At 68.3% G+C, this 22238-nt stretch carries 18 protein-coding genes and 1 tRNA gene; 7 read left to right on the top strand and 12 right to left on the bottom strand.

Annotated elements, in window-relative coordinates; translation table 11 throughout:
• Positions 1–40: 40 nt before the first annotated feature.
• Together dprA and YM304_RS13815 are read right to left on the bottom strand one after the other, a co-directional pair.
• Positions 41–1165, bottom strand: coding sequence for a DNA-processing protein DprA (gene dprA / locus YM304_RS22655; RefSeq protein ID WP_015442314.1), 1125 nt, complete (start codon positions 1163–1165; stop codon positions 41–43).
• A complete protein-coding gene (locus YM304_RS13815; protein ID WP_015442315.1) occupies positions 1162–2682 on the bottom strand; it encodes a YifB family Mg chelatase-like AAA ATPase in 1521 nt (506 codons plus the stop codon). Before YM304_RS13815 ends, dprA begins: the two co-directional genes overlap by 4 nt.
• 159 nt (positions 2683–2841) lie before the next feature.
• On the opposite strand from YM304_RS13815, the gene YM304_RS13820 reads away from it, so the two are divergent.
• Complete coding sequence (locus YM304_RS13820) at positions 2842–3306, top strand: hypothetical protein (protein WP_015442316.1); 465 nt, start codon at positions 2842–2844, stop codon at positions 3304–3306.
• Positions 3307–3391: 85 nt separating this feature from the next.
• On the opposite strand, the gene YM304_RS13825 is transcribed toward YM304_RS13820, so the two are convergent.
• Positions 3392–3988 (bottom strand): ATP-dependent Clp protease proteolytic subunit, encoded by a 597-nt coding sequence (locus tag YM304_RS13825; protein WP_015442317.1) that lies wholly within the window; start codon positions 3986–3988, stop codon positions 3392–3394.
• Positions 3989–4139: 151 nt separating this feature from the next.
• On the opposite strand from YM304_RS13825, the gene YM304_RS13830 reads away from it, so the two are divergent.
• A complete protein-coding gene (locus YM304_RS13830) occupies positions 4140–5327 on the top strand; it encodes a COG1470 family protein (RefSeq protein WP_015442318.1) in 1188 nt (395 codons plus the stop codon).
• Positions 5328–5460: 133 nt separating this feature from the next.
• Here the strand turns inward: YM304_RS13830 and YM304_RS13835 are convergent, their stop codons facing one another.
• The 3 genes from YM304_RS13835 to YM304_RS13845 form a co-directional block, all read right to left on the bottom strand.
• Complete coding sequence (locus tag YM304_RS13835) at positions 5461–7896, bottom strand: TolB family protein (protein WP_015442319.1); 2436 nt, start codon at positions 7894–7896, stop codon at positions 5461–5463.
• 179 nt (positions 7897–8075) lie between these two features.
• Complete coding sequence (locus tag YM304_RS13840) at positions 8076–9362, bottom strand: pyridoxal-phosphate dependent enzyme (protein ID WP_041298311.1); 1287 nt, start codon at positions 9360–9362, stop codon at positions 8076–8078.
• Positions 9363–9368: 6 nt separating this feature from the next.
• Entirely contained in the window at positions 9369–10898 is a 1530-nt protein-coding gene (locus YM304_RS13845; protein WP_083908590.1) for a pyridoxal-phosphate dependent enzyme, read from the bottom strand.
• 114 nt (positions 10899–11012) lie between these two features.
• On the opposite strand from YM304_RS13845, the gene YM304_RS13850 reads away from it, so the two are divergent.
• The gene (locus tag YM304_RS13850; protein ID WP_015442322.1) at positions 11013–11831 is read left to right on the top strand and encodes an SDR family oxidoreductase; all 819 of its coding nucleotides are present in this window, start codon (positions 11013–11015) and stop codon (positions 11829–11831) included.
• A gap of 132 nt (positions 11832–11963) precedes the next feature.
• The gene (locus YM304_RS13855; RefSeq protein ID WP_015442323.1) at positions 11964–12512 is read left to right on the top strand and encodes a hypothetical protein; all 549 of its coding nucleotides are present in this window, start codon (positions 11964–11966) and stop codon (positions 12510–12512) included.
• Between the two features lie 7 nt (positions 12513–12519).
• Here the strand turns inward: YM304_RS13855 and YM304_RS13860 are convergent, their stop codons facing one another.
• A complete protein-coding gene (locus YM304_RS13860) occupies positions 12520–12795 on the bottom strand; it encodes a hypothetical protein (RefSeq protein ID WP_015442324.1) in 276 nt (91 codons plus the stop codon).
• 64 nt (positions 12796–12859) lie between these two features.
• Between YM304_RS13860 and YM304_RS13865 the strand changes: the two genes are divergently transcribed.
• Complete coding sequence (locus YM304_RS13865) at positions 12860–13696, top strand: aminoglycoside N(3)-acetyltransferase (RefSeq protein ID WP_015442325.1); 837 nt, start codon at positions 12860–12862, stop codon at positions 13694–13696.
• 21 nt (positions 13697–13717) lie between these two features.
• Here the strand turns inward: YM304_RS13865 and YM304_RS13870 are convergent, their stop codons facing one another.
• On the bottom strand, positions 13718–14380 hold the full coding sequence (locus YM304_RS13870) for a DUF2461 domain-containing protein (RefSeq protein ID WP_015442326.1): 663 nt from the start codon (positions 14378–14380) through the stop codon (positions 13718–13720).
• A gap of 36 nt (positions 14381–14416) precedes the next feature.
• Here YM304_RS13870 and YM304_RS13875 point away from each other — a divergent pair, with 36 nt between their 5' ends.
• Complete coding sequence (locus tag YM304_RS13875; protein ID WP_015442327.1) at positions 14417–16855, top strand: helicase HerA-like domain-containing protein; 2439 nt, start codon at positions 14417–14419, stop codon at positions 16853–16855.
• A 57-nt stretch (positions 16856–16912) separates the two neighbouring features.
• Here the strand turns inward: YM304_RS13875 and YM304_RS22660 are convergent, their stop codons facing one another.
• Both YM304_RS22660 and YM304_RS13885 read right to left on the bottom strand, forming a co-directional pair.
• Positions 16913–19663: a putative bifunctional diguanylate cyclase/phosphodiesterase gene (locus YM304_RS22660; protein ID WP_015442328.1), complete on the bottom strand. Its 2751-nt coding sequence runs from the start codon at positions 19661–19663 to the stop codon at positions 16913–16915.
• A gap of 77 nt (positions 19664–19740) precedes the next feature.
• A tRNA-Leu gene (locus tag YM304_RS13885) sits at positions 19741–19814 on the bottom strand.
• A gap of 96 nt (positions 19815–19910) precedes the next feature.
• On the opposite strand from YM304_RS13885, the gene YM304_RS13890 reads away from it, so the two are divergent.
• Positions 19911–20870 (top strand): endonuclease/exonuclease/phosphatase family protein, encoded by a 960-nt coding sequence (locus YM304_RS13890; protein WP_015442329.1) that lies wholly within the window; start codon positions 19911–19913, stop codon positions 20868–20870.
• On the opposite strand, the gene rdgB is transcribed toward YM304_RS13890, so the two are convergent.
• On the bottom strand, positions 20848–21432 hold the full coding sequence (gene rdgB, locus YM304_RS13895; RefSeq protein WP_015442330.1) for an RdgB/HAM1 family non-canonical purine NTP pyrophosphatase: 585 nt from the start codon (positions 21430–21432) through the stop codon (positions 20848–20850). The genes YM304_RS13890 and rdgB overlap by 23 nt on opposite strands.
• Positions 21433–21451: 19 nt before the next feature.
• Positions 21452–22228 (bottom strand): ribonuclease PH, encoded by a 777-nt coding sequence (rph, locus tag YM304_RS13900; protein WP_015442331.1) that lies wholly within the window; start codon positions 22226–22228, stop codon positions 21452–21454.
• Positions 22229–22238 lie beyond the last annotated feature (10 nt).

Raw genomic sequence — 22238 nt, forward strand, 5'->3', positions numbered from 1 at the left:
GTCACACCGGCCACCGCCTTCGGCTGCCCTCGACGCTCGATCACAGGTACACCGCCCACTCGTCGACGGCTTCGAACCACCCTCCGGTCTCGCACAGCCAGCCGCTGCGTTCGAGGCGCGCGAGCAGCATCGCTGCCTCGGCGATCGAGCAGCCGAGTTGCTCGGAGACGCCCTCGACGTCGCGCGGCTCCCGGCGGCACAGTTCGAGCACGACCGACTCACTCCCCCGCGGCCGGGCACGAGCGTCGTACCGGACCCGACCGGCACGCCGGCCGTCGAGACCGAGTGCCAGCACCACGTCGTCGGGATCGGTGGCGACCGCGGCGCCGTCTCGGATGAGCTGGTTGGTGCCGATCGACGACCGTGCGGTGACCGGGCCCGGTACCGCGAACACGTCGATGCCGCGCTCGGCGGCGAGCTGCGCCGTGATGAGGCTGCCGCCGCGTTCTCGGCTCTCGACCACCACGATGATCTCGGACAGCGCGGCGAGGATCCGGTTGCGCTGCGGAAATCGGAACGCATCGGGTGCGGTGCCGGGAGGCCACTCCGACACGATGATCCCGCGCTCGGCGACCTCGGCCCACAGCGTGGCGTGGCGCTTCGGATAGGGCTGGCCGTGCCCGTTGGCGACGACGGCGATCGGCTTCGACCCGACCACGGCGAGCGCGCCACGATGTGCTGCGCCATCGATTCCCTTCGCCAGCCCCGACACCACGCCGACACCCGCCGCCGACAGCTCGTGTCCGAACCGCACTGCCGTCTGCAACCCCTGCTGCGTGGGGTTGCGAGTGCCGACGATGCCCACCCTCCGCTGCGCGAGCGCGGCGGGGTCGCCCTGCATGAACAGCACGGCGGGCCGTTGCGGGTCGTCGACCAAGATGCGGGGATACGCGTCGTCGTCGGGAAGCACCACCGACACGCCGAGCCGTTCGCACGCTCGGCCGACCGCCTCGGGATCACGCTCGGTGCCCGACCGCTGCCAGTGGGCTCTCAGCCCGGGACTCCGTTCGAACATCGACGCGAGCGCGTCGGTGGGGTCGGTGTGGCCCGCTGCCGCGGCGAACGCGGCCTCGGGTGTTCGGTGGTTGAGCAGCGCAGCGAGGCGGGCGGTGGTCATGTTGGTGAACCCGGCGAGCGCGGCGACGAACCAGCGGGGGTCGGTCATGCCGCGAACCTCCGTGAGCGAGTCGTCGTGAGCGAGCTGCGCATGCTCAACGCGAGCGCCAGCGTCGGTTCGCCGATCACCGCGTCGGGGTCGGGCCCCAGATCGGCGATGGTGCGGGCGACCCGGCGCACGCGGTGGTAGCCGCGGCCGGTGAGACGCTCGGCCTCCATCTCGGAGCGCAGGATCCCTCGGGCGGCCTCGTCGACCGGGGCGACGTCGTCGAGCGCTCGAGGTGCGAGTTGTGCGTTGAGGCAACCCTGTCGGGCGATCGCCAGATCACGCGCCGCCGCGACCCGCGCGGCGACGACCGCGGTGCTCTCGTTGCTGTCGACCGACAGCAACTCGTCGACAGCCGGTCGGGTGACCGCCACCCGGAGATCGAACCGGTCGAGCACCGCACCCGACACCCGCCGCAGATACTTGCGGATCCGTTCTTCGCCGCACTCGCACGATCCGGGCGCTCCCCCGCCGCACGGACACGGATTCATCGCCGCGATCAACTGGAAGTGCGCGGGCATCACGGCGCTCACCGATGCGCGAGCGACGTGCACGGTGCCGGCTTCGAGTGGTTGCCGGAGGGTCTCGATGACCGCCGGCGCGAACTCGGGCAGTTCGTCGAGGAACAACACACCGCCCGTGGAGATGCTGATCTCGCCGGGCCGCAACGTGTGTGACCCGCCGCCGACGATCGACACCTGCGAACTGGTGTGGTGCGGCGCACGGAACGGTGGCCGGACGACCAGCCCGCCGGGCGGCAATGGCACGCCTGCCGCCGAGTGGACCATGGTGGTCTCGAGGGCCTGATCGAGATCGAGGTCGGGCAGCAACCCGGTGAGGCGCGACGCGAGCATGGTCTTGCCCGCACCTGGTGGGCCGACGAACAGGCAGTGGTGGCCGCCGGCCGCGGCGAGTTCGAGCGCCCGTCGCGCCACGGGTTGGCCGCGCACCTCGGCCATGTCGGGTTCGAGCGGTGCGACGTGGCTGGGCTGCGGCCAGTCGTGATCGGGCCACGGCGCCTCGAAGGCGAGCGTGTCGACCAACTCGCGCAGCGTCGCCACGGCGCGCACCCGGCCCCTCGACGCGACCTGGGCCTCGATCGCCGACGCCACCGGCACCACCACGTCGACGTCGCCGAGCACACCCACCATCGGCGCGATGCCGGGCAACGCCCGCAACGATCCGTCGAGCCCCAACTCGCCGACGAACGCCAGCCCGAGCAACGACTCGGCAGGGACGTGACCGTCGGCGACCAGCACACCCAGCGCGATCGCGAGGTCGAGTCCCGACCCCGACTTGCGCTGCTGCGAGGGCGCGAGGTTGACGATGACCTTGTCGTCGGGGAACTTCACCCCGGTCGACACGACCGCGGCACGGACCCGATCGCGGGCCTCGCGGACCGTCGCATCGGGCAACCCGACGACGTGGAAGCCCGGGAGCCCGTCGCCGACGTAGACCTCGACGGTGGTCGGATGGCCTTCGGCACCGAACAACACGGCTGACTTGACGGAAGCAAACATCGCTTCTCCTGATCGCTGACGAGCGGCGAACCGCAGGGATCGTGGAGAGGCGGAACGTGGCCTGACGACACGGCCGGACGACCGGCAGCAGCCACGTTAGAGGGAACCCCGGCGATCGCTGACCAGTTCGCGTCGGGCACATTCGCATCGTGCCGAGGCATGTTCGATCGGAACTGCGATGATGCGACCATGATGTCGGTCCATCATCGAGTCGGACGCACCAGCACCCGAGCCGTGCTCGTGGCGGGCCTCGCCACGATCGCGGCAGCGTGTGGCGGAGACAGCGGCGGGGACGCCGAACGCTTCTGCGGCGAGGTCGACGCCAACAAGGCCGAACTCGTCAGCCCGAACCTCGAGTTCGCCGACGACATCGAGCCCTACATCGACCTGTACCGCGAGATCGGCGAGTACGCGCCGCTCGCGATCGAACCCGAATGGAATCAGCTCATCGCCAACTACGAGACGGTGAGCACCGTGATTGCGGGCGACACCGAGTCGGAGCAGGCCGCGGTGGTGAGCGCGCTCCAGTCGGAGAAGGCCGCAGCAGCGGTCAGCTCGTGGCTCGCCGACAACTGCGCCGTCGACCTGGGGCCGCTCGCTACGCTCGTGGCGCACGACAACTGATCGGCGAAACCGACCAGAGTCGGCCACGCAACGCCTGCTGGCGGCCGGTCTCGGCGATGCGCCGAGAATCAGTCGCTCGAGCGGATCAGACGATCTCGCCGCGGCGCAGGATGACCGAGTCGCACAGACCGTATTCCTTGGCCTCTTCGGCCGTGAACCAACGGTCACGCTCGGAGTCGGCCTGGATCTGCTCGAGGTCTTTGCCCGAGTGGAAGGCGATGAGTTCGGCCATGCGCTTCTTGGTGTAGCGGAGCTGCTCGGCCTGGATCTGGATGTCGGACGCCTGACCGCGCAGACCGGCGAGCGGCTGATGCATCATGACGCGAGCGTTGGGGAGCACGTAGCGCTTGCCCGCTGCACCGGCGGTGAGCAGGAACTGCCCCATCGAGGCGGCGAGGCCGAGACACACGGTGGCGACGTCGCAACCGACGAACTGCATCGTGTCGTAGATCGCCATACCGGCGGTGACCGAGCCGCCCGGGCTGTTGACGTACAGCCAGATGTCGGCCGAAGGATCTTCGCCTTCGAGGTACAGGAGCTGCGCGCAGATCTGGTTGGCGATGTCGTCGTTGACATCGGAGCCGAGCATCACCACGCGGTTCTTCAACAACCGGTCGAACACTGCGGAGCGCGGATCGAATCCGCCTTCGAGAGCCTGGGGGAAGGACACGTCGCCTGACATGGGTGTGAGCCTACCGGTCGTCGCTCCACGCGCTGCCGTGTGTCGCTCGGAGTACCGAGACCGGGGTCGAATCGGCTCGGCGCGTGAATCCCGATGGAACGTGACGCAACGACGCACTCAAACCCCCGCCGAACGGCTACGGTTCGCAGCCATGTCGGTGACCGCATCGTTCCAGCCCGAGCGAATCTCTGCTGCGCCGGGAGACACGGTTGCCCTGACCCTCACGCTGCAGAACGAGTCCGATGCCGAGTGCATGGTCAAGCTCGGTGCGGCCGGGGGTCTGGCAGCACAAACGGTCCTCCAGACCGAGACCATCTACCTCGATCCGAACGAGCACTTCGAGGTGCCGGTCATCGTCGATGCCAACGCCAATCTGCCGGCCGGCATGCACAGCTGCGTCATCGAGATCGACCACGATGGCGACTCGTCCAACGCAGCCGCCACGGTCGAGATCCTCGAAGCGGCGAGCTTTGCGGCGCGGCTCGAGCCACCGCAGTCGAAGTCGGCATCGGCCGGACGCCACAAGGTCGCCATCGAGAACAACGGCAACGTGCCGCTCATGGTCGAGATCGAGGTGTCGGCACCCGACGAACTCACCGCCGAACTCGCTGCACCGGCGATCAACGTCGACCCGGGCAAGACCGCCAAGGTCGAACTCCGGCTCGCACCGCGAGCCCGCTTCTGGAGCGGCGCCGTCCACGAGCACGCGTTCACCGTCGACGTCAACGGCAGCAACGGCGAGCACGCCGACCTCGAGGGTCTGTACCAGCAGGGACCGCGAGTGCGGCCGTGGTTCGGTCCCGCCGCCGCCGGCATGGTCGGAGCCCTCGTGGTCAGTGCCCTCGCGTGGCAGTTCGTGCTCAAGCCGCAGGTCGAGTCGATCGCCCGAGAAGAAGCCGCCGAACTCGACGAGATCCAGTCAGCCGACCTGCAGACGCAGGTCGACGAGATCGAAGCCGCTGCGGCCGAAGCCGCCGAACTCCCGCTCGGTGAGCCGGTCGACCTCCGCCTCGACGTCACGGCCGGCGCTGCGTCGTCGCAGACCACCGCGTTCGTGTTCGACGAGAACGGCAGCGGCCGTGTGCTCTCGATCACCGACATCATCCTGCAGAACCCGTCCGGTGCCGTCGGCACGGTCGAACTGCTTCGTGACGATCAGGTGTTGCAGGGCTCGAACATGGCGAATTTCCGCGACCTCGACTTCCATCTGGTCGCGCCGTACCGGGTCGACAGCCGCAGCGAGATCTCGCTGCGTGTGGAGTGCGAGACACCGGGGCCGGGCACCGAGTCGTGCGAAGTCGCCGCCACGATCCTCGGCTTCGTCGACGACGATTCGTAACCGAGCGTCACGCCGACGCCGTCGGCCGCCATGCTCGACCGACTGTTCGCATCGTCGCTGGTGGAGCGATGCACTCCCCCGGCCTGGCCACGTCGAGTTGCTCCAGGGGGAACCCGATCGGGCTGGTCGAGCGTCAGCTTCCGACGCGGGCGCCGAGGCTGCCCAGTACGCCGGGATTGGTGCGGCGCGTGGTGCGGGTGACCAGCATCTCGGTCTCGATGTCACCGAACGATTCGGGCTGTCCGGCGACCGTCACGGTCATCGGGCCCGCCGACGTGTTGGTGCTCACGACGAGCGGGAGATTGAACACGCCGCTGTCGTTGACCACCACGTCGCGTTCGTCGTCGAGCGCTCCGAACGCCAGCGACACGGTCGAGCCGGCGGGGAAGCCGCTGCCCTGCACCGTGACGACCTGACCGACCGTGGCGACCCCCGGGATCACGGTGAGCGTGGGCTCGGGAGCACCGACACCGCTGACGGCAGCGCGGATCTCGTCGCCTGACGAGAACGCCACGACGAGGTCGGTGGCGAGCGTACCCTCGGTCGTGGGAGCGAACTGGAGGTCGAGTGAGCAGCGGGCGCCGACGGTGATCGACGTGCACGTGGTGGCGAGGACCGAGAAACCGAGGTCGGGATCGGCGAACGCCGCCGTGGCCACCGATTGGGTCGAGCCCCCGGCGTTGACGATCTCGATGCTCGCGGTGCGGGCGCCGGCGTTGATGATCGTCGGTGCGAACTCGAACGACGAGGGTTCGAAGGTCGGGGGCAGGTCGATGTCGGACACGGTGGTGACCGTGTTGCGCGTGGTCGTGCGGGTCGTGTTGCGCGTAGTGGTACGGGTCGTGTTGCGCGTGGTGGTGCGGGTCGTGTTGACGGTCGTGTTCCGCGGCGTCGTGTTGGGTGGCGTGGTGGTGGTCGCCCGGTCGGTCGAGGTGGTGACGACCGCGCCGAGGGCCGTGAGTTCGGCCGTGACCGACCCGGCCGTGGTGGTGAGGGTGATCGAGCCGAAGATGTCTTCGAGGGAGTCGATGGTGACCGTGATCTCGATCTCGCACGACTGCCCGGGTCCGACCGAGTCGGCACAGTCGTTGACGCCGAGTGCGAACGGTGACTCGATGCTGATCGAGTCGGCGTCGAATCGGACGCTGGCGGGGCCTTGGTTGGTGTAGGTGGCGGTGGCGGTGAGGGTGTCGCCGACGTCACCTCGGCCGAGGTCGTACGCGTCGGCGTCGAGTTGTCCGGCGGCCGCCAGCGTCCGCACGGCGACCACTTGCGGCGTGCCGGCAGGTTCACTCGACACGTCGGCGTCGAAGGCGACGGCGTCACCGAGTGCCGACACGACCGGGCCGCTCACGGCGTACGTGGTGGCGTCGGCGCCGTTCGCGGCTTCGGAGAGATCGATGACCGAGACGCCGGTGAACGGCGCTGCGGTGTCACCGACCGACGACGTCATCGCGAGGTACGGCGTGGTGCTCTCGGCCATCGTGTTGTAGACGACGTGTCGACCGTCTTCGGACAGGTCGGGCTGCCGTCCGAACGGATCGATCGAGATGTTGGTCGAGAGTCCGTCGGGGTCGTGCGTCTGGATGACGACGCCGAGGAATTCTGCGTCGGATCCGGGTCGGGCTTGGAAGGCGACGAGCGAACCGTCGGCCGACACGGTCGGTGAGACCGAGTTCGACGCGATGCGCACCACGGTTGCCGGCGTGCCCGCGTCCCACCGGTGGACGCCGTACGACACGGCGTCGGTCGGGTCATCGGGGGTGGCGTCGACGCCGGCTTCGAACACGATGGTCGATCCGTCGGGGGTGATGTCGAGGTTCGGTCCGGTCACCACGCCGGGAGTGGCGTTCAGCGCACTGTCGAACGGCGCCGAGGGTGCGTAGCCCGTGAGGGTGCCCTGCATGCGCACGATGTCGTCGCCGTCGCTGTACGCGATGACGGCGCCGTCGTAGGAGACGGCGGCAGCACCGATCGGCTGGTCGGTGCTGATGGTGCCGGCCACGACCACCGACTGCTTCGGCAGCGGATCGGCGCAGCGATCGAATGCGTGCAGCGAGGCGCTGGCGGGGGTCTCGACCTCGGCGGCTTGGCGAGCCACCAGGCCCTGTGGCGCATCGACCTCGAGACCATCGACGCCGTCGCCGACATCGGGCGCCTCGGTGGTGCTGCTCGACGACGACACAGGCGGCTCGGTGGTCGTCGTGGTGGTGGTGCTGGTCGTCGTGGTGGTGGTCGTCGTGGTCGTGCTGGTCGTGGTCGCCGCCATGACCGCCGGCGTGAAGCGCGAGTACGTGACGAAGCAGCCGTTGCCGCTGATCGACGGGTTCATCGCACCGGCGTCGGGCACGCCGATCGTGGTCCCCGCCACTCGGTCGTGGATGAGCACACGGGTCACCGCGGCCTCGTCGACGATGGTGGTCTCCTCGTAGACGACGATGCGTCCGTCGTCGGAAATCGCCTGGTCAGCGTTGACACCGGTGCCGGTGATCGGCGTGAGCACCTGCTCCGCTTCCTGGGCGCCGCTGGGCGCGCCGACGAGATCGACCGCCACGACGGCGGCCGCCACCAGGGCTCCGGCGGCTGTTGCGCGGGCCCATCTGGAGGAAATTGGAGCAGACGTGACCTGAATGGTACTCGTTCGGGCTGTGCGGCGCTCAGCGAATCGGCCAGCTGACCAGATCTTGACCGAGGGGCTGACCAGGAAGAACAGCGGTTCTTACGCCGCCGGCGTGGCACCCGGAGCGGTCAGCGCGTGACGCCGCTCATGACGACGGCGACGCGTGTGTTCGGTCCACCGAGCCACGGATCGGCCGACGCCCTGTGTTCGAGCAGTCCGGCCAGACCGGCCGTTCCGGTGGGGCTGGCGTCGAATCCGGCGTCGAGCGCCACCTCGTGCGCCCGTTCGATGTTCGACTCCGACGCGACGACGGTGTCGCCCCCGGTGGCGCGGATCGCGTCGAGCACGCCGATCCAGTCGTAGGTCTCGTCGTCGAGGATGCCGTCGGCCAGCGACGTCGGATCGGGCCACGGCGCCATCACCTCCGACCAGTCGCTCGTGGGGGTCGCCGCCATGCGCCACGCCCGGTCGAGCGGCGCGCACCCGGCTGCCTGCACCGCCATGAGCATCGGCCGACGGCCCGACTCGACCAGGCCGGCGCCGAGGCAGGAAGCGAACGCTCCTCCGCCCACCTGTACGTAGACGGCGGCGAGTTCACCCGGTCCCGTCGGGGCAACGATCTGCTCGGCGAGTTCCCAGCCGATGGTGCGCCCGCCGTCGAGACACAGCGCGTTCTCGGGACCCTGCACCGTGAACGGCACCGCTCCCGCGTCGACCGCTTCGCGGAACCGGAACATGGCCGGGTCGCCCGGCGGGTCGTCGTCTCGCCGTTCGCACCGATGGATCGTCGCTCCGAGCGCGTCGAGCCGGCGCCCGAATCCGTCGCTCATCCACGTCGGGACGTAGACGTCGATCGGCCAGTCGGCTGCCTTCGCCAGCGTGGCCGCGGCCAAGGCGGCGTTGCCGCACGATGCGATCGCGAGCGGGGGACGCTCGTCGAGCTCACCGAGCAGTTCGAGCGAGCGCAGATGGAGCAGGATGCCGAACAGGTGACGCGCCTTCTGGCTGCCGCCCACTCCCCCGGTCTCGTCTTTGACCCAGACGCCGCCGTCGGACGAGAAGCCGAGCCGATCCGACAGCTCCGACGATCGCTCGAACGGTGTCGTCACGAACCCCACGCCGTCGACCGCTCGCACCGCCTCGTCGAGTTCGGCGACGAGCGCCGCCCGCGCCGCCGACGTCATCCCCCTCGCTGCCGCTCGCGCCGCCCAGGCCAGTCGGTGGTCGAAGCGAGCGAAGGGATTCGTCGACTCCATCGGTCCGGGGGACACGACGGAGGCATCGCCGGTCTGCAACATCTGTAGGACGTGGTGGCGGTCGGTCGGTGAACTGTTCGGACACCGCCACGGCATCGGCTCGAGGAGGTCGACCTTCGCCGCGCACACCGCGCACTCCCAGCCGAACACGGCGTGCATCACGTCTCAGCTTCCGGCCGCGACCTGATCGTTGAACTCGTCGATCATGTCGTCCCACACGCCGACGTAGCGACGCAGGCCCTTCCAGAAGTCCTGGCTGCGACGGGCTTCGAACAGTTCGAACGGCGTGCCCTGCTGCTCGACCCACGTGTAGTAGCCGAGGTTGAAGATGCGGCGACGGTCGGCTTCGGTGCACTCGATCATGTTGTCGGTGTCGACGTTGGCGAGGTGTTCGCCGTACGCCTCGGCCGCGTTCGATGCGGTGAACTCGCCGCCGAAACGGTTGGCGAGCAGCTTCGCCCGCTCACTCGGGTACAGCGCTGCACCATCGGTCGCCACGGTGATGAGCGCATCGTCGGGGCCGAGGCCGAGCATCTTCGAGGTCTTGATCGCGGCGAGCGTGTTGCAGATGGCCGAGAATCCGAAGTGTTCGAGTTGCGCCACGATCGCTTCGGGCACGCCCTTGCTCGCGAGGTGGGCTCGGCCCGCTTCGGAGTTGAACACGAGGTCGAGTTCGTCGGTCGACTTGTCGGAGATGGCCACGATGCCGTCGGTGTTGGTGACGTTGTGGATCAGCGGGATGTGCTTGTCGCCGATGCCCTGGATGTTGTGCTCGCCGTACCCGTTCTCGAGCATGGTGGGGCATTCGAGCGCTTCGACGGCGATGGTCTTGGAGCCGTACTCCTCCTTGAGCCGGTCGCCCGCGGCGATCGTGCCGGCCGATCCGGTGGCGCTGGTGAACGCGGCGAGGCGGAGGTCACGGCCGGAGTCGGCGCGCACCTGCTCGAACACGTGGCCGAGCGCCCGGCCGGTGACGGTGTAGTGACCGAGGTGATTGCCGAACTCCGAGAACTGGTTGAGGATGAAGTTGCCGGGATCCTTCGCCAACTCGTTGCAGGCGTCGTAGATCTCCTTCACGTTCGATTCGGTGCCGTACGTCTTGATGACGTCTTCTTCGGGGTTGGCGCACCAGGTGTCGAGCCAGTCGAAGCGTTCCTGGCTCATGCCCTCGGGAAGAATCGCGACGCCACGGCTCGCCATGATCTTCGAGATCGCGATGCCGCCGCGGGCGTAGTTGCCGGTCGATGGCCACACGGCGCGGTGCACGGTCGGGTCGAACTGGCCGGTGACGATGCGGGGCGCGAGGCACGAGTAGGCGGCGAGCACCTTGTGCGCGGTGATCATCGGAAAGCGGTCGCCGAACACGACGATGATCGGCGACGGCACACCGGTCAGTTCAGGCGGCAACACGACGTGGTCGGGCACCTGCACCCGATCGCCGCTCAGGTCGTTGTACCAGTGGACGCGCCAGAGGTTGCGAGCATCCGGCCCCTGCGGATCGGCGTCGCCGACACGCTCGTCATGATCAAACGTGGTCGGGTCGGCGAGCTGAGCGAACGTCGGCAGGGTGATGCCCTGTTCGCGGAAGCGCTCGACGCTGTTCGCGATCGCGCCCGCATCGACGATGCGGTCGGCGAGTCCGAACTGGTTCTCGAGGGCGTGCGTGGTCACGGCGTCGTCGGCCGGCTCGGTCATGGGGTCGGTCACGGTGTCGGTCACGCTTTACATTCTGTCAAACAGATCGGGCTGTGACGCGTTTCCACCCGTCCATTTCGTCACGCACCCCCACCCGAATGTCAGGCTGCGCACATGAACGAGTTCGCGATGTACGCCAGCGACCTGCTCGACGGACGCAAGGCGCTCGTCACCGGCGGCGGAACCGGGATCGGCAAGGCGATCGCCACCGGGCTGTCGATGGCCGGCGCCGACGTCGTGATCGCCGCCCGCCGCGCCGAGGTGCTCGACGAGACCGCCGCCGAGATCACCGCCATGTCGGGCCGGCCGGTCACGACCGACCTGGTCGACATCCGCGATCTCGACACCGTGACCGCGCTCGCCCAACGTCAGGGCGACATCGACATCCTGATCAACAATGCCGGCGGACAGTTCCCACAGAAGGCGCGCGACTTCAGCCCCAACGGGTGGCGCACGGTCATCGACCTCAACCTGAACGGCACGTGGAACATGGTGCAGGCCTTCGGCAACATCATGCTCGACGCGGGCGGCGGATCGATCTGCAACATCGTCGCCACGGTGGGCCGGGGCATTCCCGGCATCGCGCACAGCGCGTCCGCTCGCGCCGGCGTCGTCGAACTCTCGAAGACGCTCGCGTACGAGTGGGGGCCGAAGGTCCGGATCAACTGCGTCGCCCCGGGCCAGTTCCGCACCGACGCCTACGACAACACGTACGAGGAGGGCGTCGGCGACGGGTTCGTCGAGCAGCCACTCCCCCACGTCGGTCACGTGTCCGACATCGCCAACGCCGCAGTGTTCCTCGTGTCGCCCACCGCTCGGTTCATCACCGGCGAGACGCTGTACGTCGACGGCGGTCTCACCGTGCAGGGCCCGATGTCGGCGCTGCCACCGGGCGGCTTCCCCGAACGCAACGAACCGTCACCTCACCGCTGAGCCACGCACGCAAACGCCCACCGAGCTCCGCCAGGAACACCGTTGATGCCGGATTAATGGGACGTTCCTAGGTTGCTGTCCGTCGCCGAGACATCTCGGCGACGCCCACATCGAACCTCATCGGAGCCCACCGTGAACACCACCACGACCCCCACTCGCCGACGTCTCATCACCGAAGCGGCGACGCTGGCCGTTGCAGCGCTCGCCCTCACGGCCTGCGGCGGCGACTCGGAGTCGAGCAGCGCTCCCGACATCTCGACGTTGCTCGCTTCGACCACGAGTGACGAACTGTGCGACGCCGTGCCCGCCGATGCCGTTGCCGAACTCCTCGACGGTCAGCGGATGACGGCGAACCCGCAGAAGGGTGTGCTCTCGTGCTACGTCTCGATGGGCAATGCCGAGGTCTTCATCGGGAGCGACTCAGCGCGGTCCGGCAGCACGAGCTACGCCGATGTGCGAGCGGACGAAGACGCTCAGTACGGCACGCCCGAGGAAGTCTCGGGCCTCGGCGACGGCGCAGCGTTCTACGAGTCGGACGAACGCTCGCAACTCGTGGTCGGCGTCGGCGACAAGACGCTGACGATCTCGAGCGTCACGTTCGGCGGCACGCCCCCGGTGCTCGGCCTCGACGACCTGACCTCGGTCGCCACCCTGCTGCTCGGTTCTGGCGACGAGTCCTGATCGACGGTCAGCGACGCGGTTGCTGACCTCGGTGCCGCTCGGGCACGAGCCACCAGGTGCCGAGCCCGATGATCGCGAATGCCACCACCCACGGCGCCAGCGGGAACTCGAGGCGGAGCAGTCGGGTGATCGGCACGCAGAAGAACAGCGCGACGATGGCCAGCATCACGGCCGACACCCGCCAATCGCCCGACACCAACCGACGCACCCCGCCCCGCTTCCGCGCAACCTGGTTATTTCCATCCGGGACGGAGATAACCAGGTTGGGGTCGGGCGGGTGCATGCGGTCACCGTAGCAAGCGCGAAATCTGCTGGGTCGGCGTGGCGGGACGTGCCAGGGTGACACTGTGACCGAAGCCGATGCGATCGCCGCCACGCCGCGGCCGGTGACCGCGTCATCGCTCACTCACGAGCTCCGCGACCTCGGCGTCACCCACGGTGACGTCGTCATCGTCCACTCGTCGCTCTCGGCACTGGGGTGGGTCGCCGGTGGCCCGCAGTCCGCGGTCGAAGCGCTGCTCGCCGCCGTCGGTGCGGCGGGCACCATCGTGATGCCGACGCAGTCGGGGCAGCTCAGCGATCCGGCGAACTGGTCCGACCCTCCCGTCCCGGCCGACTGGCTCGACGACGTGCGCGCCAACCTGCCCGCCTACGACGCTCATCTGACACCGACCCGAGCGATGGGGCAGGTCGTCGACTGCTTCCGGCAGCACCCTTCGACGATCCGCAGCCCGCATCCGCTCGTCTCGTTCGCTGCCAACGGCCCGGCCGCCGTCGACCTCGTCGCCGAGCATCCGGTGTCACCCGCATTCGGCCACACGTCGCCGCTCGCCCGCCTCTACGACGCCGACGCGCAGATCCTGCTGCTCGGCGTCGGCCACGGCAACAACACGTCGCTGCACCTCGCCGAGCACCGCGCCGACTGGGTCGGCAAGCAGCACGTCGAGGAGTCGGCACCGATGCTCATCGACGGCGAACGCCAGTGGGTCACCTGGACCGATCTGGAGGCGAACGAGGACGACTTCGATCAGATCGGCGAGGCGTTGGCCACCACCGACATCGAACGTGTCGGGCCGGTCGGCACCGGCGTCGCTCGCCTCGCCTCGCAGCGGGCGGTGGTCGACTTCGCCGCGACGTGGATGAGCGCCAACCGCCCGGCGTCGCTCGGCGACACGGCGACCTGAGCCGGCGCCGCTCGCGAGTAGTCAGAACGGGCGGTCGCTGGGTGGTTCGGTGCTCGGCCCGACGTGCGCGTCGAGCCAGTCGCACACGTCGCGAGCACCTTCCCAGCACTCGCGGATCTTCTTCTCGGCCTGCTTCGTGTGCACCCACTTCGGAGCTCCGAAGTTCTTCGACAACATGAGTCCCTTGCGACGGATGAGTTCGATGCGAGGGTGTGTCTTGTCGTAGCCCCGGGGCGCCGTCTTCAACTCGTCGATCGCCCCGATCTCGTACTTCCGCTTCGCGGCGTCGGCGACGAGTCGAGCGATCTCGTCGCCGGTCGCATCCGCGACGACGGCATCGCGAAACCGTTTGAGTTGGTCTCTCGCCATGGCGTAGTAGCCGATGCCGACCATGAGTCCGTCGGCCGAGAACTGCACGTACTGGCCGTGGCCACCCTCCGACTCGCCGTAGGCGCCCTGATGCGTCTTGTACGGCGGTTTGTTCTTCGAGAACCGCAGGTCGTTGTGCGGCCGGAACAGGTGAAATGGCCCGTAGTCGTCGAGCGCCTCGGTCAACTCCGTCATCGGGCCCTTGACGTGTTCGACGAATCGATGCTTGTTCTCGGCCCAGAACGCCTTCGAGTTGTCGTCGGCGAGTTGCTCGTAGAACTCGATCGCTTCCGAGGGAAATCCGGCGAAGGCCATGACCCGCGACGGTATACCTCCACTACTCTCCGGGCCATGGCAGACCTCTTCCTGGGCGGAACGATCGACCCCTCCACGCACGAACGCACCACCGACGACGACACGTCGCACGTCCACGTGGCGACCGACAAGCTCACGACGCACGGCGTGATCGTGGGCATGACCGGCTCCGGCAAGACCGGCCTCGGCGTGATCGTCATCGAAGAGGCGCTGAAGTCGGGGCTGCCGGTCATCGCCATCGATCCGAAGGGCGACCTCACCAACCTCTGCCTCACGTTTCCCGATCTCGCTGCCAGCGACTTCCGGCCGTGGATCGACGAAGCCCAGGCGAACAACGCCGGCAAGACCCCCGACCAGTTCGCCGCCGACCAGGCCGCGCTCTGGACCAAGGGCCTCGGCGGTTGGGGCCTCGGCGGGGCCGACATCGGTGAGCTCCGAGCGAAGACCGACTTCACGATCTACACGCCCGGCTCACAGGCGGGCGTGCCGATGAACATCGTCGGCTCGCTGCAGGTCCCCGTCGACATGAGTGATCCCGAGGTCGTCGGCGACGAGATCGAGGGGTACGTGTCGGGTCTCCTGGCGCTGGTGGGCATCGACGTCGACCCCCTGTCGAGCCGTGAGCACATCCTGCTGTCGAACCTGATCAACCACTCGTGGAGCGAGGGCAAGGCGCTCGACCTGATGACGTTGGTCGGGATGATCGCGACGCCACCGATCCGCAAGCTCGGCGTGTTCGAACTCGACCAGTTCTTCCCCGAGGCCGATCGCATGAAGCTGGCGATGCAGCTCAACGGTCTGCTGGCGTCGCCGTCGTTCGCGTCGTGGGCGGCGGGTCCTCCGCTCGACATCGACTCGATGATGTTCGGTCCCGACGGCAAGCCGCGCTGCGCGATCGTCACCACCGCGCATCTGTCCGACGAGGAGCGCCAGTTCGTCACGTCGCTGATCCTGTCGAAGCTCGTCACCTGGATGCGCCGCCAGTCGGGCACCACCGACCTGCGCGCCATGCTCTACATGGACGAGGTCGCCGGCTATCTCCCGCCCACTGCCAATCCGCCCACGAAGAAGCCGATCATGCTGCTCATGAAGCAGGCGCGTGCCTTCGGCGTCGGCGTCGTGCTCTCGACGCAGAACCCGGTCGACGTCGACTACAAGGCACTCTCGAACGCCGGCACGTGGATGATCGGACGGTTGCAGACCGATCGTGACAAGGCGCGCCTGCTCGACGGCATGTCGTCGGCGGCCGGTGGCGTCGACATCGGCGCGGTCGGCGACACCATCTCGGGGCTCGGCAAGCGCGAGTTCATGTTGCGCCGGGCCGGGAAGGACCAGCCCGAGGTGTTCACGACCCGTTGGGCGATGTCGTATCTGCGTGGACCGATGACCCGCGACCAGATCGAACAGATGATGTCGTCCGAGCGGGTGGAGGCCGAGACGGCCGCGGCACCTGCGGCGAGCAGTGGCATCGTCGGGAAACCCACGCCGGTGCCGGGCGCCGCCGCCCCCGAGCCGGCGCTCGCCGACGACGAGTCGGCGGTGATGCCCGAGACCGCCGACGGCGTCGCGATCCGCTACGTCGACGTCGCCGCACCCTGGCTACGCGACGTCGGCGGCGACTCACGCGGCCAGCGCCTCGATGCAGCCGTCGTGGCCCGCGTGGCGCTCCGCTACGACGAGACCAAGGCCGACCTCGTGCACGACGACGAGTTCGAGTGCGTCATCCATCCGCTCGGCGAGCAGGTCGACGTGTCGACGATGGTGCAGGTCGACTACGACGATCGCGACCTCCGCACCGACGCTCCCGATGGCGCCGTCTACCTCCTGACCGAAGCGAAGGTGAAGAACAAGACGTTCTGGTCGGGCCTCGAGACCGACATCCGCGATCACCTCGTCCGCACGATGACGGTCGAACTCCCCACCAACAAGGCGCTCAAGCTCTACGGCCGGCCGGGGGAAGACCCGGCCGAGTTCGAGGCTCGCTGCCTGAAGATCGCCGACGACAAGGCCGACGAGGAGATCGCGAAGCTGCGCGACAAGTACGAGACGAAGGCCCGTCGCCTCCGCGACCAGATCGAGGCTGCCGAAGACCGTCTGGAGGTGCTCGAAGAGCAGAGTAAGAGCAAGCGCAACTCCGAACTGTTGTCGACCGCCGGTTCGGTGCTCGGCGGGCTGCTCGGCGGACGCAAGTCGAAGGGCGGACTGCTCGGCGGGCTGCTCGGCAAGGCCGGCACCGCGGCACGTCGACGCGGATCGACCAAGGCAGCGAGCGAACGCACCGAAGCGCAGGAGAACAAGATCGAGCGGCTCACCGCCGACGTCGCCGACCTCGAACTCGATCTCGCCGAGGACGTCACCGCGATCGACGCGAAGTGGATGGACGTCGCGAAGGAGACCGAGACGCTCACCGTCGGCCTGGAGAAGAGCGACGTCAAGGTGACGCAGATCGCGCTCGCCTGGCTGCCGGTCGAGTAACCGCCCATCGCAGAGCGGCTCTCAGGAGCAGGCGGTCGCCGGACTCGGCGACGCCGATCAGTTCACCGGCAGGTCGATCGGTGCACCAGCGGGTGGCAGCGCACTCCACGGCACCGGGCCGAGCCCGGCCTCGCGCCGAACCCGTTCGGCGTCGAAGAGCGGCGGACCGAACAAGATGCTCTCGGCTTCGCCGACCGGCATCGGACGTGCGAACAAGAAGCCCTGTCCGAGGGTGACGCCCGCCTCGATCGCATAGGCGAGTTGGTCGAAGGTCTCGATGCCTTCGGCGACGATGTCGAGCGAGAGCGCTCGGCCGATCGTCACGACCGACTCGACGATCGTCGAGTCGAACTCGTTCGCGGTCGCCGTCGCGATGAAGCTCCGGTCGATCTTCACGACGTCGACGGGCAGCTTCTGGAGGTACGTCATCGACGAGTAGCCGGTGCCGAAGTCGTCGATGGCGACCTTGACGCCTCGGCTGCGAACGGCGGCGAGCACGTCGCTCGCCCGCTCGACGTCGTCGAGCAGTTGCGATTCGGTCAGCTCGATCTCGAGCAGGCCCGGATCGGCGCCGGTGGCCGCCAGTGCTGCGTCGAGGTCGGCCACCAGTTCACCTTCGATCAGATGCCGACCGGAGATGTTGACCGCGAGCCGCATACCCGCACCCCGACCTGCCAACGTCCACTCGGCGATGCAACGGCACGCCGCCTCGAGCACCCAGCGTTCGAGTTCGAAGATGAGCCCGGAGCGCTCCGCGATGGGGATGAAGTCGGCTGGGGGAACCAGTCCGACTCCGGGCCGCTCCCACCGCACGAGTGCCTCGGCGCCCGCAGCGTGACCGGTGGTCATGTCGGCGAGCGGTTGGAGATAGATGCGCAGCTCGTCGTGCTGGATCGCCTGACGCAACGCGAGTTCGAGCTCGGCCTGCTGCTCGATCGAACGCTGCAGTTCCTTGTCGAACATCTCGACACGTCGTCGGCCGCGGCGCTTCGCCTGATACACGGCCGCATCGGCACGCTCGACCGCGGACATGGAGTGATCTCCGGGTTCGATCACCGTGACGCCGACACTCGCCGACACACCGAACAGTTGCTCACCGACGACGTAGGGCTGCTCGACCTGTTCGATCATGCGTTCACCGAATGTGATCAGGTTGCCCGTGTCGGCGACGTCGCTGATGACGATCAAGAACTCGTCGCCACCGAGGCGTGCCACGAAGTCGATCTCGCGGATCGAGCCGCTCAGACGTTGGGCGATCTCACGCAACACGACGTCGCCGACCGCGTGACCGTGGGTGTCGTTGACGCTCTTGAAGCCGTCGATGTCGACGAACATCACACCGGTCGACGTGACCTTGCCCGACGTCATGCCCGGCTTCGGCAGCGAGCGAAGCTCGCGGTCGAGGTACTCGAGCACGGCGAACCGGTTCGGGAGCCCGGTCAGGTTGTCGATCCGTGCCTCCTCGGCGAGGCGAGCCTCGCTCGCCTGCAGACGAGCGGTCAGCGCGGTCACGCGCTCCATCGAGGTGCGCATCGAGGCACCGACGTGCCCCGGGAGATCCTGCAACTCGGGCCCTTCGCCGTTCTCGGCCACGGCGAGCGCCTGCATGTGATCGTCGACGAGCGCGAGCGTGCTGGCCATGTCGTTGATGGCCCCCGTGACCTTGCGCACGTCGCTCGGACCCGCGAGTTCGAGCGGGTCCGCGGACAGTTCGCCGCTGCTGATCCGCTCGGCTTGGTCGCACAAGGCATTGAGCGGCTTGGCGAACGACCGGATGACGACCAGACCGAATGCAAGCGACGCGAGTCCGACGGCGGCGAAGAACAGCAGCGTCGACCGGTTGCGGTCGCTGGCGTTGCGCGCCCAGTCGTCGACTTCACCGCTGACCGCGTCGGCGCGGTCGACGCTGAACTCGGCGACCAGTTCGAGGTACTCGATGTGCCCGAGCAACGCATCGGTGATGCTGTCGAAGTCGACGGAAGCGAGTGATTCCATGCTGTCGAACGGCGTGGAATCCAGGCCCTCCGGCATGGCGGGCAGATCGGAGTACACGTTGCGCAACTGGGTGATGGCCACGGGGTCGACGCTCGATGCCGCGTCGAGCGCGTCGACATGGCGGATGCCGTCCGACATCATGTCGGACGGAGCCGAGGCGCCTTCGCCGAAGACGATGGAGCCGAAGGTCTCGGCCTCTTGCCGCGCGGTGAGGATCACGTCGACGACGAGGTTCAGACGACGCACGAGGGCGATCGCCTCCGGAGCGACGTACTCGGCGTCGAGCAACGTGCTGTTCGAGCGACTCAGCAGACTCTCGACGTAGGAGAAGGCGTTCTCGAAGCTGCGTTCGACGGTCTCGAACGTCGCCATGCCGTCGGCCGAGCGTGCCCCCTCGGTCTCGATGAGCTCGCGGATCGCCACGACGTCTTCGCTGCGTTCGACCGTGTCGGGCGAGGCCAACGACGCCTCGAGCGCGTCGAAGGCGGCGTCGAGACGAACGTCGTTCTCGGCGACCAGCGCGTCGAGGTCGAGGCCCAACATGCTCTTGACGAGGTCGGGATCGAGCCCGAGTTCGTGGATTCGAACGAGACCCAACGAGGCGACGCGGTCGACTTCGAGCGGGACCAGGAGCGACGCTGCGCTCGCGTGGATGGCCGATGCCTCCGACAACGACGACGCCGCGTTGGCCGACTCGTTGTTGCGTTCGATCTCCCGGAAACTGAAGATGCCGACACCCAGCAGCGGGATGAGCAGGAGCGCGACCACGTAGACGGCGAGCGGCAGTCCTCCGAGGCGGCGCGAAACGAGCATTGACGCAACATCGGCACTACCCGCCCCGCACTTGAGCCCGGAAGTGCGACACATTCGGACGGTCCCCGAGGGGACGGTGCCGACGATGGGACTCGAACCCACACTGCCGGCCACCTAAAGACCGTGCCTCTGCCAATTGGGCTACGTCGGCGCGACTCGCTGAGCCACGGCGCCCAATCTACGGGAGCCACCTCTCGCTGCACGAAGATGCTCCCCCGGCCGGGCGCCCAGTGCGTAGCCTGCCGACGTGAGCAACGGCGCTCGGTGGGAGCGAATCGGAGAAGCGGTGGCGTGGCTCGTCGTCGCCGCCGTCGGCATGGTGATGCTCACGCAGACCATCGGCTCCGACGGAACTCGGCTGATCGCCACGTTGCAGACGCTCACCCCGTACTTCCTCCCGGTCGTCGCCGCGATCGCTGCCATCGCGTGGTGGCGGCGATGGCACGGTGTCGGCCTCACGGCATCGGCCGTCGGCACGGCGATCCTGCTGCTCGCGGTGCCGCTCGTCTTCCCGCCGTCGCAGCCTTCGCCTGCCGACGGGGCGAGCGGCCTTCGGGTTGGCGCGGTCAACCTGTTGTACTCCAACGTCCGCACCGACGAGGTGGCCGACGAACTCGTCACCCACGACCTCGACGTGATCGTGTTCAGCGAGTACACGGCCGAGCACCAGGCGGTGCTGCTCGATCATCCGATCGTCGACGACTTCCCGCATCGGGAGGATCGCGACGGTCTGCAGGCCGGCGGCATGGCGGTGTGGTCGCGTCATCCGCTGGAGCCCGACACCCCGCCCGGCACGATCAACTACTCGATCGACGTCGTGGCGCAGGGCCCCGACGGCCCGATCCGCATCCTCGCCGTGCATCCGCCGACGCCGATCTTCAACTTCAGCGGCTGGCGAGACGACCTCGCCCTCATCGGCGACGTCGCGAGTCGCGGCACGAGTCCGACCCTCGTGATCGGCGATTTCAACGCCTCGTACTGGCATCCGGTGTTTCGCCGACTGCTCCGGCGAGGGCTGACCGACGCGCACATGGCCAACGGTCGTGGATGGTCGACCTCGTGGCCGACCGACGAGTTCGTTCCGCCGTTCGTCCGACTCGATCACGCGTTGACCGGCAACGGGTTGGTGTCGACCGACGTCGACAACTTCCGGGTGCCCGGCAGCGATCACACGGGCTTCGTGGTCACCGTGTCGCCAGCTCGCTGAGCAGCGCCCGAAACGCGCGACCCCGATGGGAGATCGCGTGTTTCGCGTCGGCGCCCATCTCGCTGAACGTGAGACCGTCGGCCTCGTCGGGCACGAAGATCGAGTCGTAGCCGAAACCGCCGTCGCCACGCTCGGCGGTGGCGATCGTGCCGGGGCAGACGCCTTCGACGGCGAGTTCGGTGCCATCGGGCCAGACGACCATCGCCACGGTCTTGAACGCGGCGCGCCGGTCGTCGATCCCGCGCAGTTCGTCGAGCATCTTGGCCCGGTTGTCGGCGTACGAGCAGCCCTCCCCCGCGTAGCGAGCGGTGTAGACGCCCGGGGCACCACCGAGCGCATCGACCTCGAGTCCGGTGTCGTCGGCCACCGCTGGGAGCCCCGTCGCAGCGACGATGGCCGCGGCCTTGAGTCGAGCGTTGCCGACGAGCGTGTCGGCATCTTCGACCACGTCGGGCACCTCGGCGGGGCGCGGCAGCAGGTCGACGACGTCGGCGAGCAGCGCCTGGATCTCGGCGACCTTGTCGGGATTTGCCGATGCACAGACGAGCTGCGGGAGCGTCATGGCGATCTCGGTACTCAGCTCAACGCTGCGCGGGGCGCGGTGCCGGCGGTTCGGCGATGACGGCTGCCTGCGCGTCGGAGATGGTGAGCAGACCGCCCTCGGCGAGACCGACCAGGGTGTCGAGCTGCGAGCGTGAGAACGCCATGCCTTCGGCGGTGCCCTGCACTTCGACGAAACGAGCCTCGCCTTCGGGCTGACCGTTGGCGCCGACCGAGCGGAGCATGACCACGTTCATGTCGACCTCGGCGGTCGAGTCCTCGATGTACGGGAGGTCGAGCACGGCGGTGCCGTCGACGATGCCGACGCTGATGGCCGAGCAGAACGAGTGCAGCGGGTTGGCGGCGAGCTCACCGGCGATGACCAGCCGCTGCAACGCGTCGTGCAGTGCGACGAAGCCGCCGCAGATGCTCGCGGTGCGTGTGCCGCCGTCGGCCTGGAGCACGTCGCAGTCGACGGTGACCTGGCGCTCGCCGAGCACCTTCATGTCGCACGCAGCGCGCAGCGAACGGGCGATGAGCCGCTGGATCTCGACGGTGCGGCCGCTCTGCTTGCCCTTGGCTGCTTCACGGCTGATCCGCTCGGGCGAGGCGCCGGGGAGCATCGAGTACTCGGCGGTGACCCAGCCCTTGCCGGAGTTGCGCATCCATCGGGGCACGTCGTCGTCGATGCTCGCGGTGCACAGCACGCGGGTGTTGCCGAAGCTGACGAGCACGGAGCCTTCGGCCATCTCGGTGAAGTCGCGTTGAAACGAGAGCGGGCGGAGTTCGTCGGCGGCGCGGCCGTCTGGGCGTGACATGTCGGAGAAG

Origin of the sequence: Ilumatobacter coccineus YM16-304 (assembly GCF_000348785.1) — a bacterium.
Taxonomy (GTDB): Bacteria; Actinomycetota; Acidimicrobiia; order Acidimicrobiales; family Ilumatobacteraceae; genus Ilumatobacter_A; species Ilumatobacter_A coccineus.

Excerpts from the sequence above, each read along its gene's own strand:
- YM304_RS13860 (WP_015442324.1), bottom strand. The coding sequence starts at position 12,795 with ATGCACCCGCCCGACCCCAACCTGGTTATCTCCGTCCCGGATGGAAAT.
- YM304_RS13820 (WP_015442316.1), top strand. The coding sequence starts at position 2,842 with ATGTTCGATCGGAACTGCGATGATGCGACCATGATGTCGGTCCATCAT.
- YM304_RS13845 (WP_083908590.1), bottom strand. The coding sequence starts at position 10,898 with ATGACCGAGCCGGCCGACGACGCCGTGACCACGCACGCCCTCGAGAAC.
- dprA (WP_015442314.1), bottom strand. The coding sequence starts at position 1,165 with ATGACCGACCCCCGCTGGTTCGTCGCCGCGCTCGCCGGGTTCACCAAC.
- rdgB (WP_015442330.1), bottom strand. The coding sequence starts at position 21,432 with ATGACGCTCCCGCAGCTCGTCTGTGCATCGGCAAATCCCGACAAGGTC.
- YM304_RS13830 (WP_015442318.1), top strand. The coding sequence starts at position 4,140 with ATGTCGGTGACCGCATCGTTCCAGCCCGAGCGAATCTCTGCTGCGCCG.
- YM304_RS13850 (WP_015442322.1), top strand. The coding sequence starts at position 11,013 with ATGAACGAGTTCGCGATGTACGCCAGCGACCTGCTCGACGGACGCAAG.
- rph (WP_015442331.1), bottom strand. The coding sequence starts at position 22,228 with ATGTCACGCCCAGACGGCCGCGCCGCCGACGAACTCCGCCCGCTCTCG.
- YM304_RS22660 (WP_015442328.1), bottom strand. The coding sequence starts at position 19,663 with ATGCTCGTTTCGCGCCGCCTCGGAGGACTGCCGCTCGCCGTCTACGTG.
- YM304_RS13875 (WP_015442327.1), top strand. The coding sequence starts at position 14,417 with ATGGCAGACCTCTTCCTGGGCGGAACGATCGACCCCTCCACGCACGAA.
- YM304_RS13825 (WP_015442317.1), bottom strand. The coding sequence starts at position 3,988 with ATGTCAGGCGACGTGTCCTTCCCCCAGGCTCTCGAAGGCGGATTCGAT.
- YM304_RS13815 (WP_015442315.1), bottom strand. The coding sequence starts at position 2,682 with ATGTTTGCTTCCGTCAAGTCAGCCGTGTTGTTCGGTGCCGAAGGCCAT.
- YM304_RS13840 (WP_041298311.1), bottom strand. The coding sequence starts at position 9,362 with ATGCACGCCGTGTTCGGCTGGGAGTGCGCGGTGTGCGCGGCGAAGGTC.
- YM304_RS13870 (WP_015442326.1), bottom strand. The coding sequence starts at position 14,380 with ATGGCCTTCGCCGGATTTCCCTCGGAAGCGATCGAGTTCTACGAGCAA.